15 protein-coding genes and 1 tRNA gene are annotated in these 16,114 nt (G+C 57.5%); 10 read left to right on the top strand and 6 right to left on the bottom strand.

Going from position 1 to position 16,114, the window contains the following annotated elements; all coding sequences use genetic code 11:
- Positions 1-154 precede the first annotated feature (154 nt).
- Together M2367_RS10730 and M2367_RS10725 are read left to right on the top strand one after the other, a co-directional pair.
- Positions 155-610, top strand: a complete 456-nt coding sequence (locus tag M2367_RS10730; RefSeq protein ID WP_083940412.1) for a YbjN domain-containing protein — start codon at positions 155-157, stop codon at positions 608-610.
- A 227-nt stretch (positions 611-837) separates the two neighbouring features.
- A tRNA-Ser gene (locus M2367_RS10725) sits at positions 838-925 on the top strand.
- A gap of 260 nt (positions 926-1,185) precedes the next feature.
- On the opposite strand, the gene cspD is transcribed toward M2367_RS10725, so the two are convergent.
- Positions 1,186-1,404: a cold shock-like protein CspD gene (cspD, locus tag M2367_RS10720; RefSeq protein WP_005907684.1), complete on the bottom strand. Its 219-nt coding sequence runs from the start codon at positions 1,402-1,404 to the stop codon at positions 1,186-1,188.
- A 230-nt stretch (positions 1,405-1,634) separates the two neighbouring features.
- Here cspD and clpS point away from each other — a divergent pair, with 230 nt between their 5' ends.
- Together clpS and clpA are read left to right on the top strand one after the other, a co-directional pair.
- Complete coding sequence (gene clpS, locus M2367_RS10715) at positions 1,635-1,952, top strand: ATP-dependent Clp protease adapter ClpS (RefSeq protein ID WP_005907683.1); 318 nt, start codon at positions 1,635-1,637, stop codon at positions 1,950-1,952.
- Positions 1,953-2,011: 59 nt separating this feature from the next.
- Positions 2,012-4,264 carry an ATP-dependent Clp protease ATP-binding subunit ClpA gene (clpA, locus tag M2367_RS10710; RefSeq protein WP_259236669.1) on the top strand — a complete coding sequence of 751 codons (2,253 nt, stop codon included), beginning with the start codon at positions 2,012-2,014 and terminating at the stop codon, positions 4,262-4,264.
- Positions 4,265-4,329: 65 nt separating this feature from the next.
- On the opposite strand, the gene infA is transcribed toward clpA, so the two are convergent.
- The 3 genes from infA to aat all read right to left on the bottom strand — a co-directional run bounded on the left by infA (position 4,330) and on the right by aat (position 6,037).
- Positions 4,330-4,548: a translation initiation factor IF-1 gene (gene infA, locus M2367_RS10705; protein ID WP_005300033.1), complete on the bottom strand. Its 219-nt coding sequence runs from the start codon at positions 4,546-4,548 to the stop codon at positions 4,330-4,332.
- A gap of 68 nt (positions 4,549-4,616) precedes the next feature.
- Positions 4,617-5,333 carry an arginyltransferase gene (locus M2367_RS10700; protein ID WP_042042905.1) on the bottom strand — a complete coding sequence of 239 codons (717 nt, stop codon included), beginning with the start codon at positions 5,331-5,333 and terminating at the stop codon, positions 4,617-4,619.
- On the bottom strand, positions 5,330-6,037 hold the full coding sequence (gene aat, locus M2367_RS10695; RefSeq protein WP_259236802.1) for a leucyl/phenylalanyl-tRNA--protein transferase: 708 nt from the start codon (positions 6,035-6,037) through the stop codon (positions 5,330-5,332). The genes M2367_RS10700 and aat overlap by 4 nt, the downstream gene beginning before the upstream one ends.
- A gap of 20 nt (positions 6,038-6,057) precedes the next feature.
- On the opposite strand from aat, the gene M2367_RS10690 reads away from it, so the two are divergent.
- A complete protein-coding gene (locus M2367_RS10690) occupies positions 6,058-6,528 on the top strand; it encodes a glycine zipper 2TM domain-containing protein (protein ID WP_042042904.1) in 471 nt (156 codons plus the stop codon).
- Positions 6,529-6,719: 191 nt separating this feature from the next.
- Here M2367_RS10690 and trxB read toward each other — a convergent pair whose 3' ends face one another.
- Positions 6,720-7,670 (bottom strand): thioredoxin-disulfide reductase, encoded by a 951-nt coding sequence (trxB, locus tag M2367_RS10685; protein ID WP_042042903.1) that lies wholly within the window; start codon positions 7,668-7,670, stop codon positions 6,720-6,722.
- 168 nt (positions 7,671-7,838) lie between these two features.
- Positions 7,839-8,954: an alanine dehydrogenase gene (gene ald, locus M2367_RS10680; RefSeq protein ID WP_259236668.1), complete on the bottom strand. Its 1,116-nt coding sequence runs from the start codon at positions 8,952-8,954 to the stop codon at positions 7,839-7,841.
- Between the two features lie 150 nt (positions 8,955-9,104).
- Here ald and lrp point away from each other — a divergent pair, with 150 nt between their 5' ends.
- From lrp to serS, 5 genes are all read left to right on the top strand, one after another.
- The gene (lrp, locus tag M2367_RS10675; RefSeq protein WP_005300047.1) at positions 9,105-9,596 is read left to right on the top strand and encodes a leucine-responsive transcriptional regulator Lrp; all 492 of its coding nucleotides are present in this window, start codon (positions 9,105-9,107) and stop codon (positions 9,594-9,596) included.
- A 191-nt stretch (positions 9,597-9,787) separates the two neighbouring features.
- Positions 9,788-12,289, top strand: coding sequence for a DNA translocase FtsK (locus M2367_RS10670; protein ID WP_259236667.1), 2,502 nt, complete (start codon positions 9,788-9,790; stop codon positions 12,287-12,289).
- A gap of 57 nt (positions 12,290-12,346) precedes the next feature.
- Positions 12,347-12,955: an outer membrane lipoprotein chaperone LolA gene (lolA, locus tag M2367_RS10665; RefSeq protein ID WP_042042900.1), complete on the top strand. Its 609-nt coding sequence runs from the start codon at positions 12,347-12,349 to the stop codon at positions 12,953-12,955.
- Positions 12,955-14,292: a replication-associated recombination protein A gene (locus M2367_RS10660; protein ID WP_042042899.1), complete on the top strand. Its 1,338-nt coding sequence runs from the start codon at positions 12,955-12,957 to the stop codon at positions 14,290-14,292. The genes lolA and M2367_RS10660 overlap by 1 nt, the downstream gene beginning before the upstream one ends.
- A gap of 302 nt (positions 14,293-14,594) precedes the next feature.
- Entirely contained in the window at positions 14,595-15,890 is a 1,296-nt protein-coding gene (gene serS / locus M2367_RS10655) for a serine--tRNA ligase (RefSeq protein WP_259236666.1), read from the top strand.
- Positions 15,891-16,114 lie beyond the last annotated feature (224 nt).

The following is a 16,114-nucleotide window of genomic DNA, read 5'->3' as shown; positions in this document are numbered from 1 at the left end:
GATACTCGGCTGAGGGCTGCGCGCAGGTGGGCTGAGTATATGGACTGTCAGTGTCAAAAAGAAGCGCAAACAGAGGCGGGCAGGGGCCTCTGCTTTAGGTTGGCCACAAATTGGTTTAGACTGCGCCCCTCGCTTTCAAGAGTCCCATAACGTCATGATGAATACACCCAGCTCCGAAATGATAATGCGTTGGTTGCAACAGGCTCGTATCGAGCACTATGTCTGCGATCAGTGTCATGGCATCCATATCGTCTCCCTGCAATCGGTGGAAGGCATTCAGGAGAGCCGCGTCTTTGTCGAAGAGGAAGGACTGTTGTTCTCCTCCGAGCTGGAAATCCGCCCTGCGGCGCTGTTGCCCATGGTGGCCGAGCTGGGCCGGCTCAACATGCAGTATCCCTCCCTCAAGGTGTTTCTCGACATCATTGATGACAATCTGCCACGGCTGGTGGTCGGTCATACGGTGTTTACCAAGGCGGGCCTCACGGTTGAGCAATTCATCCTGTTTGTGCAGAGCACCATAGCCGCGACCCATGACGTGGTTGCCGAGTGTGAGCGTTTGGGCTTCCTCAACCTGGTCGATGTGGTGGTTGAACCGGGTTCTGTGCATTAATCCGGCAGTCGAGCGCAAGAGGCAGAGAAAGCCGTTGACGGGCGAGCGGCTTTCCCCTAAATTACGCCCCGTTGTCGCGGCATTGGCCGTGAGCAACCCTGGTGATTGAACAGGTAAAGCAGCAGTCAAGAATTTGGTGGGCTGTTCAAGTGGCTGCCCACCGACGAAGTCGGAAGAGAAGCACGCAACGCGTGCTCCGCAAGCCACTTCAAAGCAGTAAAAAATTTGGTGAGGTGTCCGAGTGGCTGAAGGAGCACGCCTGGAAAGTGTGTATACGGCAACGTATCGAGGGTTCGAATCCCTCCCTCACCGCCATATTGAAAAGCCCGACCCAGGTCGGGCTTTTTGCTGTCTGCTGTCTGCTGTCTGCTGTCTGCTGTCTGCTGTCTGCTGTCTGCTGTCTGCTGTCTGCTGTTTGCCAACATTCGTCACTCTGTCTCATATTGGGGCTAGAAAGCAGCAGCGTATCTTCCCTCTATGACGCCTGGCTGAGTGTGAGGAGGGCGATTGTGGGCAGTGATAAATAAAAAATCCGGCCTAAATGAGGCCGGATTTTTTATTTATCCAACCTTGGCTCAGATGTTTTGTGCTTCATTCGGCACAATAACAGCGGCATGATTTCCCTTCGGACCCTGCTGCAGTTCAAACTGAACGGCTTGACCCGCTTTCAGGGTTCTGTAACCTTCCATTTGAATGGTGGAGTAGTGGGCGAAGATATCGTCACCGCCCCCTTCCGGACAGATAAACCCAAATCCTTTTGCGTTGTTGAACCACTTGACTGTTCCGGTTGCCATACATCTACATCCTTTTATTGATTACCCTAAAGTCGTTGAGTAACCTGCGCCAGCCCATTATAACTAGTGATATCAACCTAATAATGGTAGGGCGCCGATTAGCAAGTAACCAATTTAGTCCAACTGATGGTCGAGTCAAGAAGTTGTTAACAAGTCATGTGATCCAGTTAACAACTCTATTGACAGCCTGACGCCTGGTGGTAGTAATCTAGAGGTACCCAAGCACAATCATGAGTAAGCAAAAAGAACTCTTTGTTAATGAAGAGATTGCGCAGTCCGAGAAGACCAAGCTGCAGCCGCCATCCATGTACAAGGTGCTGCTCAATAATGACGACTACACCCCAATGGAGTTTGTGGTTGAAGTCTTGCAGCGGTTCTTCCGGATGGATCTGGATAAGGCTACCCAGATCATGCTGAGTGTGCATTATAGTGGTAAAGGAGTCTGTGGCACCTTCACCGCAGAGATAGCGGAGACCAAGGTGGTCCAGGTCAATACCTATTCACGTAATAACGAACATCCACTGCTATGTACGATGGAAAAGGCCTAAACGACATGACGTGATGACAGAACGACACCACATTGTTGCTGTACTTAGGGGAGGTGCCTATGTTGAACAAAGAGTTAGAAAAGACGCTGAACGAGGCTTTCAAGCTCGCTCGCGATGAGCGTCACGAATTCATGACCGTTGAGCACCTGTTGTTGGCCCTGCTGGATAACAGCTCAGCCCATGAGGCCTTGAGTTCATGTGGTGCGGATGTGGAGTTGATGCGCAAGGAGATTGCGGCCTTCATCAATCAGACTACGCCGCTGATTGCCGTCGATGACGAAGATAGAGAGACCCAGCCTACGCTAGGTTTCCAGCGTGTACTGCAACGCGCAGTATTCCACGTGCAGTCCTCGGGCCATACTGAAGTCAGTGGCGCCAATGTGCTGGTGGCCATCTTCAGCGAGCAAGAGTCCCAAGCCGCTTATTTCCTGAAGAAATCCGATATCAGTCGACTGGATGTGGTCAACTTCCTCTCCCATGGTGTGCGTAAAGACAACAAGCCAGACACCCCGCAAAACAATACCGATGCTGATGATGATGTCTCAGCCGCCCAAATAGAGAGCTTTGCCACTAACCTGAATCAGCTGGTGCTTGAGGGCCGCATTGATCCCTTGATCGGGCGCGATCAGGAGCTGAGCCGCACCATACAGGTTTTGTGCCGCCGCCGTAAAAACAACCCCTTGTTTGTTGGGGAAGCGGGAGTGGGCAAGACCGCGATCGCCGAAGGCTTGGCTTATCGCATCGTCAAGGGCGATGTGCCTGAGGTCATTGCCGGCAGTACCATCTACTCCCTGGACATGGGGTCATTACTGGCCGGTACCAAATATCGTGGTGATTTCGAAAAGCGCCTCAAGGTGCTGCTCAAACAGATCGAGCGCCAGGAAGGGGCCATTCTGTTTATCGATGAAATTCATACCATCATAGGTGCAGGGGCGGCGTCTGGTGGCCAGCTGGATGCGGCAAACCTTATCAAGCCTCTGCTCTCTAATGGCTTGCTGCGCTGCGTGGGTTCCACCACTTATCAGGAATATGCCCAGATCTTCGAGAAAGATCGTGCCTTGGCGCGCCGCTTCCAGAAGATCGATATCGTAGAACCGACCATAGATGATACGACTCGCATCCTGATGGGCCTCAAGAGCCGCTACGAGGCGCATCACAGTGTGCGCTACACCGCCAAGGCTATTCGGGCCGCGGCCGAGCTCTCAGCAAAGTACATCAATGATCGCCATCTGCCAGACAAGGCCATTGACGTGATCGATGAAGCCGGGGCAGGGCAGCGTATGTTGCCAGTGAGCAAGCGCAAGAAAGTGATCAATGTGGCCGAGATTGAGTCCATTGTGGCCAAGATAGCGCGTATTCCGGAAAAATCTGTCTCCTCCTCCGATAAGGAAGTGCTCAAGAATCTGGAACGTAACCTCAAGATGGTGGTGTTTGGCCAGGATAAGGCGATTTCGGTGCTGACCGATGCCATTCGTCTTTCTCGTTCAGGGTTGGGGAACGAGCGACGCCCGGTCGGTTGCTTCCTGTTTGCTGGCCCAACCGGGGTGGGCAAGACAGAAGTCACCCAGCAGCTCGGTAAGGCCCTTGGGGTCGAGATGCTGCGCTTTGACATGTCGGAATACATGGAGCGTCATACGGTCTCTCGACTGATTGGTGCCCCGCCCGGTTATGTTGGCTTTGAACAAGGTGGCCTGTTGACCGATGCGGTGATCAAGCACCCCCACGCCGTGTTGTTGCTCGATGAAATCGAGAAGGCACACCCGGATGTGTTCAATCTGCTGCTGCAGGTCATGGATAACGGGACGCTCACCGATAATAACGGGCGCAAGGCGGATTTTCGTAACATCATCTTGGTGATGACCACTAATGCGGGTGTACAGGAGACGCAGCGCAAGTCCATTGGCTTCCAGCAGCAAGATCTCAGCCACGATGCTATGGAAGTGATCAACAAGACGTTCAGCCCTGAGTTCCGTAACCGGCTCGATCACACCATCTGGTTTAATCATTTGGATATGGCGGTGATCTATCAAGTGGTCGACAAGTTCATCGTCGAACTGCAGGTGCAGCTGGATGCCAAGGGAGTATCCCTCGAGATATCGGAAGATGCCCGTCACTGGTTGGCCGAGAAGGGCTATGACAGGGCGATGGGAGCTAGACCCATGGGACGGGTCATTCAGGAACACCTCAAGAAACCCCTGGCCAATGAGATCCTATTTGGCTCACTGGTCGATGGGGGTATCGTCAAGGTTGAAGTAGTAAATGATAGCCTCAGCTTCGATTTTCAGGTCGATGTTGAAGCCGTGCCTCACTAACTAGAAACCACGAAACGACAAAAAACCCCAACCATCAGGTTGGGGTTTTTTGCTGAATTCCTGGCTTAGCGAGAGCGGAAAACAATACGACCCTTGGAGAGATCGTAGGGAGTCAGAGCGACTGTCACCTTGTCACCAGTCAGGATACGAATGTAGTTTTTGCGCATCTTGCCGGAAATGTGAGCGATAACCACGTGACCATTCTCCAGTTCCACACGGAACATGGTATTGGGCAGGGTTTCCAAGATAGTGCCCTGCATCTCAATACTGTCTTCTTTAGCCATTGAATCCTCTTGATAAGCCACAACAAAAATCCGCTGGATCATGCCGGATTTAAGCCAATGTGTAAAGTTTACTCGGGCTTGGTGACGATATTTTTCCATTCACCCTTAATAAGTCGCTCATGGGGCAGGAAGCGGCTCTTGTATTTCATCTTGCGACACTCCTCAACCTGATAGCCCAAATAGAGCCACTGACGACCAGTCCGCCGCCCCAGATCCAGCTGGCTCAAGATGGCAAAGGTCCCGATGGATCGATCGGCAAAGGCGGGATCGAAGAAGGTGTACATGGCGCTCAAGGCGTGAGGCAAGAGGTCCGTGACGGCCACACCGATCAGCCGGTTATTCTGATGGATCTCGAGATAGAGCGGCGGCATCCAGTCGCAGTGCAGAAAGCCCTTGTACTGGCTACGGCTGGGAGGGTACATGCTGCCGTCCCGGTGTCGCTGGCGGATATAGCGCTCATACAGCTGGTAATACTCGGGCTTGTCGTCATAGCTCAGCACCAGGGAGAGATCCTGGTTTTGTTGCTGGATGCGCTTCTGGCTGCGACTGGGCACAAATTGCTCGCTGTGGATACGCAGAGACTGACAGGCGCTGCAGCTCGGGCAGTGGGGGCGATAGATGTCGTTGCCGCTGCGGCGAAAACCGGCAGTCAACAAGCGTTCGTAACCGTGAGCATTGAGCAGGTCGTTGTCCATCAGTACCAGCAGCTGCTCCTGTTGATGTTCCAGATAGCTGCAGGCATGTTTGGGGGTCAGGCCGACTTTGAGGATCACTTCTTCTGTCATAGGCTGATTGACCTCGTTTGCCAGCACCCCTTACGCAGTGGTTGCTGCCGCAGTGTCGCCAGCGCCGCTAAAAACTGGCTACGGGGCCACTCTTCGATGCCCAGGGTCGCCAGGAAGCTGTTTTGCATCTGGCAGTCGATGAGGGCACCGTCGTGGCATTCGAAATGACGACAGAGGGCCCACATGGCCACTTTGGCGCCGTTATCGATACGGCTGAACATGGACTCGCCACAGAAGAGGCGACCGACGGCGATACCATAGAGCCCTGCCTGTAACTGCCCGTCTTGCCACACTTCGATGGAGTGAGCGTGACCCAGACGATGCAATGCTTGATAGGCCGCTATCATCTCGCTGCTGATCCAGGTGCCACTGGCGGTGGGCCTGGGGGCGGCGCAGGCGGTGATAACCTGATTAAAGGCGCGATTGATGGAAATATCGAATGAATGACGGCGCAAAAACTTTTTCAGGCTGCGTCCCACATGCAGGCGGGAGGGGACTATTACCCCACGGGGATCCGGTGACCACCATAGCAGGGCCTGGTGGGGTTCATTCCATGGAAAGATCCCGTTGTGGTAAGCTGCGAGCAGACGAGGAGGGGAGAGATCGCCTCCAATCGCAAGCAGGCCATTGGGCTCATCCAGCGCGTGTTTGGGGTGGGGGAACCGGGTCGGCTCATCATCCAGTTGGGTCAGGTAGCAAGACATAGCATCGAGAGGTTTCATAGATGAAGGCCATTATCCTGATAGTATCCAGCCTGCTGTGCTTTGTCACGATGCAGGCCAGTGCCGAGGTCTATCAACGCAATACGGCGCGCCCGGTCAACCAGGTGGTGTTTGGTCAGGTCGAGACGATGCGCAACATTACCCAGCGTCAGGTGATTGAGTCGCAGCAATCTGGCTGGAAGACGTTGGGTGGCGCCCTTATCGGGGGGCTGATCGGCAACCAGTTTGGCGGCGGCCATGGCCGGGAGATAGCCACCGCAGTGGGGGCCTTGGCGGGCGCCGGTGCGGCGCAGTATTACCAGTCCGGCACTGAGGTGGTGGAGAACAAGTTGGTGGAGCTGCTCATTCGCAACGATCAGGACGCGCTGGTCAATGTGATCCAGGACTTCGATCCGGCCATGGTCTTCGCCCAGGGCGACAAGGTGCGGATCCTCTATTTTGATGATGGGGTGCGGGTCGACAAGACATATTGAGTCATGACTAGCACAAGGAGTCACCCGTGTCGTCAGCCTCTGTCGCTGACCCGAGTGGCAGAGAAGAGGCGGTATTGGCCACAAATCGAGAACAGACCAAAGACGTGATGCGGGGTCTGGATACAACAAAGGCATGCCGAGGCATGCCTTTGTCATTGACAGCATCTGGCCCTGCACAGGGCGAGAGGCGCTTATTGCGCGTCGAGGAAACGCTCGGCATCCAGGGCGGCCATGCAACCAGTACCGGCCGAGGTGATGGCCTGACGGTAGTTGTGGTCGGCCACGTCGCCGGCGGCGAACACGCCTTCAATGCTGGTCTGGGTGGCGAAGCCTTGCAGACCGCCGCGGACCAGCAGATAGCCATTCTCCATGGCCAGCTGGCCTTCGAAGATCTGGGTGTTCGGCTGGTGACCGATGGCGATAAAGACCCCCATCAGCGGCAGCTCAGAGGTGCTGTCATCCTTGGTGCTGCGCAGGCGGATGCCGGTCACGCCCATTTCGTCGCCCAGCACCTCGTCCAGGGTCTGGTAGGTGTGCAGCACTATGTTGCCACTGGCGACCTTGTCGTGCAGGCGCTTGATCAGGATTTTTTCGGCCCTGAACTCGTCGCGACGATGAACCAGGTGCACCTTCTTGGCGATGTTCGCCAGGTAGAGTGCCTCTTCCACGGCGGTGTTGCCGCCGCCGACCACGGCCACTTCCTGGTTGCGATAGAAGAAGCCATCACAGGTGGCACAGGCGGAGACGCCGCGACCCTTGAAGGCCTCTTCAGATGGCAGACCCAGATACTTGGCAGAGGCGCCGGTAGCGATGATCAGGGCATCACAGCTGTACTCACCGCTGTCACCCTTGAGGCGGAACGGACGCTGGTTCAGGGACACTTCGTTGATGTGATCGAACAGGATGCGGGTATCGAACTTCTCCGCATGTTCCTTCATTCGCTCCATCAGCGCCGGACCGGTCAGCCCTTCTGCATCACCGGGCCAGTTCTCCACTTCCGTGGTGGTGGTCAACTGGCCACCTTGCTGCATGCCGGTGACCAGCAGGGGATTGAGGTTGGCACGGGCGGCGTAGACGGCGGCCGTGTAGCCTGCCGGGCCTGAGCCCAGGATCAGCAGCTTGCTGTGAATGACTTCGCTCATGGTGTGATTTCCGAGACGTAATGAGTTTGCGCGATTGTAGGGAATTCGTGATCCGGGGTCAAAGGGCAGTGCGTCGATTGTGTTAATCGCCCGCCCTGAATATCAGCCATAAAAAAACCGCCCATCGCGGGCGGATTTTCACTCATCTCGACTTGTTGGCAAGGGAGATCAGTTCAACAGGGTCAGGGGGTCGGTGAAGGCAAGGCCATGGGCCTCGGCGACCTCGGCACAGGTCAATTTTCCCGCCATCACGTTGAGGCCGTTCAGCAGGTGCTTGTCGGCAAGCAGAGCGGCTTTGTAGCCTTGATCTGCCAGACGGATGATGAAGGGCAGGGTGGCATTGTTGAGGGCGAAGGTGGAGGTACGCGCCACGGCCCCGGGCATGTTGGCCACGCAGTAGTGCACCACCTCATCGACGATATAAGTGGGATCCTGGTGTGTGGTGGCATGAGATGTCTCGACGCAGCCACCCTGATCGATGGCGACATCGACAATGGCCGAACCTGGCTTCATGCGGGCAATATGGTCACGGGTGACAAGTTTCGGCGCAGCGGCGCCTGGGATCAGCACACCACCAATCACCAGATCGGCGCTTAACACGTGGCGCTCTATGGCTTCGCTGGTGGAGTAGATCACCTTGGCGGCGCCCTGAAACTCGCTGTCGAGGCGACGCAGGGCATCAACACTGCGATCCAGGATGGTGACATCGGCCCGCATGCCAACGGCCATGCGGGCTGCATTGGAACCGACCACTCCGCCACCCAGTATCACCACCTTGGCCGGCTCGACCCCGGGTACGCCGCCGAGCAACATACCGCTGCCGCCACGGGATTTCTCCAGCGCCTGGGCGCCGGCTTGAATAGACATGCGACCGGCAACTTCGGACATGGGGGCCAGCAGGGGCAAGCCGCCACGGTCATCGGTGACGGTTTCATAGGCGATGCAGATGGCGCCGCTGCCGATCAACTCTTGGGTCTGGGGCAGGTCTGGCGCCAGGTGCAGATAGGTAAACAACACCTGGTCGGGGCGCAGCATGGCACGCTCGGCGGCCTGGGGTTCTTTGACCTTGACTATCATCTGTGACTTTGCAAAAACATCGGCAGCAGAGGCCAACATTTCGGCGCCAGCAGCTTGATAATCTGCGTCGGTGAAGCCGATGCCAGTTCCCGCCCCGCTTTGGACGAAAACAGTATGGTTTCGTGCTGTCAGTTCACGTACACTGGCTGGAACCATGCCTACGCGATATTCATGGTTTTTTATTTCTTTAGGTACACCGATAATCATGCTATCCCTCGTCTATAGATTGGTGTTTTATGTTGCCATATTGTTAAGCGACATTTGCGCCTAGTATATTCAGGTATTGACAGGATTTGTGACCATAATTATAAAATGACTGGTGATTCTTACCAAAAAATAGCCAAAGGATGGAATAAAATGATGGAAGCTAAGAGTCGGCTAAAGGATTTGGACAGGATTGATCGCAACATTCTTAATGAACTGCAAAAGGATGGCAGGATTTCGAATGTTGAGTTGTCCAAACGAGTTGGCCTGAGTCCCACACCCTGTCTGGAACGGGTTCGTCGCCTGGAGCGACAAGGCTATATCGAAGGATATGCCGCTATTCTGAACCCTCATTATCTGGATGCTTCTCTGCTGGTGTTTGTGGAAATCACCTTGAACCGGGGCGCCCCGGACGTGTTTGAACAGTTCAACAAAGCCGTTCAAGTACTCGAAGAGATCCAGGAATGTCATCTGGTCTCCGGTGATTTCGATTACCTGCTCAAGACCCGCGTCAGCGACATGTCTGCCTACCGCCGCCTGCTTGGGGAAACCCTGTTGCGACTGCCCGGCGTCAACGACACGCGCACCTATGTGGTGATGGAAGAAGTAAAACAGAGTAGTCGACTGGTAATTAGTACCCGATAGAGTATTTTGTTCTGTGATGTGTCACGCAATTGATGCATCATAAAAATGAGAAACGAGCGGCCAGTCCGCTCGTTTCTGCTTGTCGAGTCTGTCGCGTCAATGGGCAGACAGGCTGACAAACGATAGGTTTTTCAGGGATACTGGGCCCCCTTGTCCCACGCGTTATTTTGTTTTCAGAAAGGAGCCGGAGTTTGGCCGAGAAAAAGCTGTTTACTCCTTTATCAGGCACCCAACGGATCTTCGAAGCCGTCTTGATCGCCATCACACTGTTGGCTGCCTACCTCTTGCTTGCCCTGCTCACATACCACCCCGCCGATCCCGGCTGGTCCCAGACATCCTGGGAAGGGGATGTGAAGAATCTGGCGGGGAGCGCCGGTGCCTGGATAGCCGATATTACCATGTTCACCTTCGGGGCCTTCTCCTACTTGGTGCCGCCCTTGTTGGTACTGCTGGGCTGGAGTCTGTTCTGGCGACCGAGCCGCTTGCTGGAAGTCGATTACCTGACCCTGTCGGTGCGCATCGTAGGCTTCATCCTGACGGTGCTTGGCATGTCGGCCATCGCCAGCATGAACTTCAACGACATGCAGAACTTCTCGGCCGGTGGTCTGGTCGGCGATGTGATTGCCTCGGCCGTGATCCCGCTGTTTGGTGGCGTCGGTGCCAACCTGATGCTGCTCTGTTTCGTGGCAACAGGCATCACGCTGTTCACCGGCTGGTCCTGGCTCACCATCGTCGAGCGGATCGGCAGCGCCTGCACGGGGTCGGTGTCTGCTATCTACCACCTGCCCACGACCCTGGGACACTGGCTCAGTGGCGGTTGGCGTCAACCCCGTTATGACGGGCCGGATCCGCTGCTGGAAGGCAGTGCCGGTACCCTGGCCCTGGATGATGAGGACGATGAGCCTCACAGTGGCTGGCTGCGCGGTGCCAAGGGGCCCCAAGGCGGCAAGGGGAAGAGGGCGGTCAAATCCGAGGAGTGGTTGCCTGAGCTGGACGAAGATACTTTCCAGTTCGATCCGGATTTCGATGATGAGGATGACGCGCCCGCTCCGGCCCCCGTCAAACGTGGCCAGCGTCCCCGTCAGCCGGTGGTAAAGGCCAGCGAAGAGGAGATGGACCTGCCTTGGGCTGACAATGGTGACGATGCACCAAGCCCTGCCGCGGCCCGCCCTCCTGTCTCCAAACGCACCGCCATGGCCAACATGGCGCCGCTGCCGAGCCTGGACTTGCTCGACCGTCCCCCGGCCAAGACTCAGTCGATGAGCCCGGAGGAGCTGGAGCGCATGGCGCGTCTGGTGGAGGCCAAACTTGCCGACTATAACGTGCAGGCCAAGGTGGTCGGCGTCTACCCGGGCCCTGTCATCACCCGTTTCGAGCTCGACCTTGCCCCAGGCATGAAGGCGAGCAAGATAACCAACCTGTCGCGGGATCTGGCACGTTCGCTCTCTGCCAGCAGCGTGCGGGTGGTGGAGGTGATCCCCGGCAAGACCTTCATCGGCATCGAACTGCCCAACCGGGTTCGCCAGACGGTCTACATGCGCGAAGTGGTGGATTGCGAAGATTTCCACAACAGCGAGAGCCCCCTGACCATGGTGCTCGGCCAGGATATCGCCGGTGAGCCCGTGGTGGTGAATCTCGCCAAGATGCCGCACCTGCTGGTGGCCGGTACCACCGGCTCGGGCAAGTCGGTCGGGGTGAACACCATGATCGTCTCCATGCTCTACAAGGCGAGCCCGGACGATCTGCGCTTCATCATGATCGATCCCAAGATGCTGGAACTCTCGGTCTACGAGGGGATACCGCATCTGCTTACCGAGGTGGTGACCGACATGAAGGACGCCGCCAATGCCCTGCGCTGGTGCGTGGGCGAGATGGAGCGTCGCTACAAGTTGATGTCGGCGGTCGGGGTGCGCAACCTCAAGGGCTATAACACCAAGGTGCAGATGGCATCTGATGCGGGCAACCCCATGCGCGATCCGCTGTGGCGCCCGGGGGACTCCATGGATCAGATGGCCCCCGAGCTCGAGAAGCTGCCGCACATCGTGGTGGTGGTGGACGAGTTTGCCGACATGATGATGATCGTCGGCAAGAAGGTGGAAGAGCTGATCGCCCGTATCGCCCAGAAGGCGCGGGCCGCCGGTATTCACCTGATCTTGGCGACCCAGCGTCCCTCGGTGGATGTGATAACGGGCCTCATCAAGGCCAACATCCCGACCCGGATCTCCTTCCAGGTGTCGAGCAAGATAGATTCCCGCACCATCCTGGATCAGGGCGGCGCCGAATCCCTGCTCGGCATGGGGGACATGCTCTACATGCCGGCCGGCACCTCCAACCCGACCCGGGTCCACGGCGCCTTCGTCGATGACCACGAGGTGCACAAGGTGGTGGCGGATTGGAAGCTGCGCGGTGAGCCCAACTACATCCAGGAGATCCTCTCCGGTGAGTCGGAGGAGGGCGGCAGCGGCGATTATGGCAGCAGTGGTGATGAAGAGCTGGACCCGCTGTTCGACGAGGCGGTGGCCTTCGTGGTGGAATCCCGTCGTGGTTCAACCTCCAGCGTGCAGCGCAAATTCAAGATTGGCTACAACAGAGCGGCCCGGCTCATCGAACAGATGGAGAACCAGGGCATCGTCAGCAGCCCCGGTGGCAACGGCCAACGGGATGTGCTGGCACCGCCTCCGGTACGTGATTGATAGCGTGTGTGTCCTGGCCATGCCCTTAGCGGGTGTGGCCTTTTAGCGAGAGACCTTATGAAAAAACAGTTATTGATGGGAACCGTGCTGCTCATCGCCAGCAGCCAGGTGTGGGCCGATGCGGCCAGTGATCTCAAGCAGAAGCTGGCAGCCGTCAACCTCTTCTCCGCCCAGTTCCAGCAGACCGTCTTTGACAGCAAGGGCAAAGAGCTGCAAAAAGCGAGCGGCGATCTGCTGGTGTCGCGCCCTAATCGCTTCAACTGGCACACCACCTCACCGGACGAGAGCCTGATCGTGGCCGATGGCAAGGATGTCTGGATCTACGATCCCTTCGTCGAACAGGTCACCGCCCTCAAGTTGCAAGATGCCGTGGTCAATACCCCTTTCATCCTGATCGCCAGCAGCGATGACAAGTACTGGAAAAACTACGACGTGACCGAGCAGGATGATGTGTTCACCGTCACCAGCCGCAATCAGGACGAACTGATCGCCTCCTTCAGAATTACCTTCGACCGGCAGGAGAACATCAGCCGCTTCGACGTGAAAGAGGCCCAGGGTCAGTGGAGCGAGTTCACCCTGAGCGGCTTCAATCGCAAGCCGGCGCTCAAGGGCAACGAGTTCGTGTTCAAGACGCCCAAGGGGGTCGCGCTGGACGACCAACGCTGATGAGCAATCTCTCTTTGGACTTCTCATCGGACTTTCGTCCACTGGCCGCACGGATGCGGCCGCAGACTCTTGACCAGTACATAGGCCAACAGCATATCCTGGGACCGGACAAGCCCCTGCGCAAAGCCATCCTGGCGGGGCACTGCCACTCCATGATCCTGTGGGGCCCCCCCGGCACCGGCAAGACCACCCTCGCCGAACTCGTTGCCCACTACTGCCAGGCCGAGGTGGAGCGGCTCTCCGCGGTCACTTCCGGCATCAAGGAGATCCGCGCCGCCATCGACAAGGCCAAGGAGAACAGCTGGCGCGGAGTGCGTACCATACTGTTCGTGGATGAGGTGCACCGCTTCAACAAGAGCCAGCAGGATGTGTTCCTGCCCCACATCGAAGATGGCACCATCACCTTCATCGGTGCCACCACCGAAAACCCCTCGTTCGAACTCAACAACGCACTGCTCTCCCGGGCCCGGGTCTATCTGCTCAAACGGCTGGAAGAGCAAGATATCCTCGCCATGATCAGTCAGGCCCTGACCGACCCACGGGGCCTCAATGATCCGACCCTCACCTTCGCCCCCGGGGTGAAGGAGGCGCTGGCCAAGGCGGTGGATGGGGACGGGCGCAAGTCCCTCAACTATCTGGAGCTGCTGGGAGACATGGCCGAGGCAAACGGGGAGGGGGAGAGAGTGATCGACAGCGCCCTGCTCGCCGCCGTAGCGGGGGAGCACGTGGCGCGCTTCGACAAGGGGGGCGATCACTTCTATGACCTCATCTCGGCGGTGCACAAGTCCATTCGCGGCTCGGCCCCCGATGCGGCGCTCTACTGGTATGCCCGCATGGTGAGCGCGGGCTGCGACCCGCTCTACATCGCTCGTCGTCTGCTGGCCATCGCCTCGGAAGATGTCGGCAACGCCGATCCCCGTGCCATGCAGGTGGCGCTGTCGGCCTGGGATTGCTTCCACCGCATCGGCCCGGCAGAAGGGGAGCGGGCCATCGCCCAGGCCATTGTCTATCTCGCCTGCGCCCCCAAGAGCAATGCGGTCTACACCGCCTGGAAGGCGGCGCTGCGAGATGCCAAGGAGCAAGCGGACTTCGAGGTGCCACCGCACCTGCGCAACGCCCCGACCAAGCTGATGAGCGATCTGGGTTATGGCGCCGAATATCGCTATGCCCATGACGAACCCGGTGCCTATGCCGCCGGCGAGAGCTACTTCCCGCCTGAACTGGCCGGCACGCAATATTACCAGCCGACGGATCGCGGGCTTGAGAAACAGATAGCCCAGAAACTCGATTATCTGCGTGAGCTGGATGGGCAGAGTCCCCGCCGAAGAGAGAAGTAGGGGACCGGTCTGGAGATTGGCACGCCAATCGACAGGATCGGCGAATATTGGCCGCCTTGTGCCCTCAAACTTGGCAAAAACGACAGCAATAGTCCCTGTTCGGGCAGGGGGGCGGTCTGCTACACTGCCCCTCTGACCCCGTTTGTCTCGGCCTTGCGCCATCTTCTTGATGTCGAACGCCTGATTTTGCAGGCTCGACTCTGAAGACCCGGGGTGCGCCAACCGATGTTAACTTCCGGATCTGTTCTCTCGCCAGGTTTGATAACCCAGGCCCAGATCCCATCTGAAAAAGTAGGTAAACCATGCTGGATCCCAAATATCTGCGCAGCGATATCATCGATGCTGCCACGCGTCTGGCGACACGTGGCTACGTTCTGGACGTAGCGGCGGTCAATGCTCTGGAAGAGAAACGCAAGGATCTGCAGTCCCGCACCCAGGAGCTGCAGGCCGAGCGCAACGCCCGCTCCAAGTCCATCGGTGAGGCGGCTCGCCGTGGTGAAGATGTGGCGCCGCTCAAGGCCATCGTGACCCAGATCAACGACGAGCTGGAAACCAGCAAGGTCGAACTCGAGGCCCTGCTGCGCGATATCAAAGCCATCGCCGATGGCATGCCGAACCTGCCAAGCGACAGCACCCCGGTCGGTCGCGACGAGAATGACAACGTCGAAGTACGCCGTTGGGGTACCGTCCGTGCATTTGATTTCCAGCCGCGGGATCATGTGGAAGTGGGCGAGGGCCTCAAGGGGCTGGACTTCAAGAACGGCGTCAAGCTGTCGGGTTCGCGCTTCGTGGTGATGAAGGGGCAGATTGCCCGCCTGCACCGCGCCCTGGCGCAGTTCATGCTGGACTTGCATACCCAGCAGCATGGCTACACCGAGTGCTACGTGCCCTATCTGGTCAATCCGGACAGCCTCTATGGCACCACCCAGCTGCCGAAGTTCTCCGAAGATCTGTTCAACACCGGTATCGTCTCCGACGCCGAAGAGGGCAGCAAGGAGCGCAAGCTCTCCCTGATCCCGACCTCGGAGGTGCCGCTCACCAACATGGCCCGTGACGAGATCTTCGATGAGCAGGAGCTGCCCATCAAGATGACGGCGCACAGCCCCTGCTTCCGCTCCGAGGCCGGCTCCTACGGTCGCGATACCAAGGGCCTGATCCGCATGCACCAGTTCGACAAGGTCGAGATGGTCCAGCTGGTACACCCGGAGCAATCCTGGGATGCGCTGGAAGAGATGGTCGGTCATGCGGAGAAGGTGTTGCAACTGCTGGAGCTGCCGTATCGAGTGATGGCGTTGTGCACCGGTGACATGGGCTTCGCCGCCGCCAAGACCTACGATCTGGAAGTGTGGCTGCCAGCCCAGGACACCTACCGCGAGATCTCGTCCGTCTCCAACTGTGGCGATTTCCAGGCGCGCCGCATGCAGGCGCGGGTGCGCATCGATGGCAGACCCCAGCTGATCCATACCCTCAACGGCTCCGGCCTGGCGGTGGGTCGTACCCTGGTGGCGGTGATCGAGAACTACCAGCAGGAAGATGGCCGTATCGCTATTCCGGCGGCCTTGCAGTCCTACATGGGCGGCCTGACCCACATCGGTTAACCAGCCCCATTTGAATGTCATAAGCCATGGATTTCCATGGCTTTTTTGTTTTTGAATCCCTTATTCATCTTCTATTCAGTGCACCGGGGGTAAAAGGCTCGCGGTCAATTCATCGCGGATTGATTCGGCTCGGTGATCAGGGTGCGCACTTCGTCCTTGCTCAGGTTCACTAGAAACGCAGGCGTATCGGCTGCACCGGCCGATTGCATGTTTCAAATGAATAA

The sequence above is a fragment of the Aeromonas sp. BIGb0445 genome (assembly GCF_024809075.1).
Lineage (GTDB): Bacteria > Pseudomonadota > Gammaproteobacteria > Enterobacterales > Aeromonadaceae > Aeromonas > Aeromonas rivuli.
This window is presented reverse-complemented; position numbering and strand designations above follow the sequence as displayed.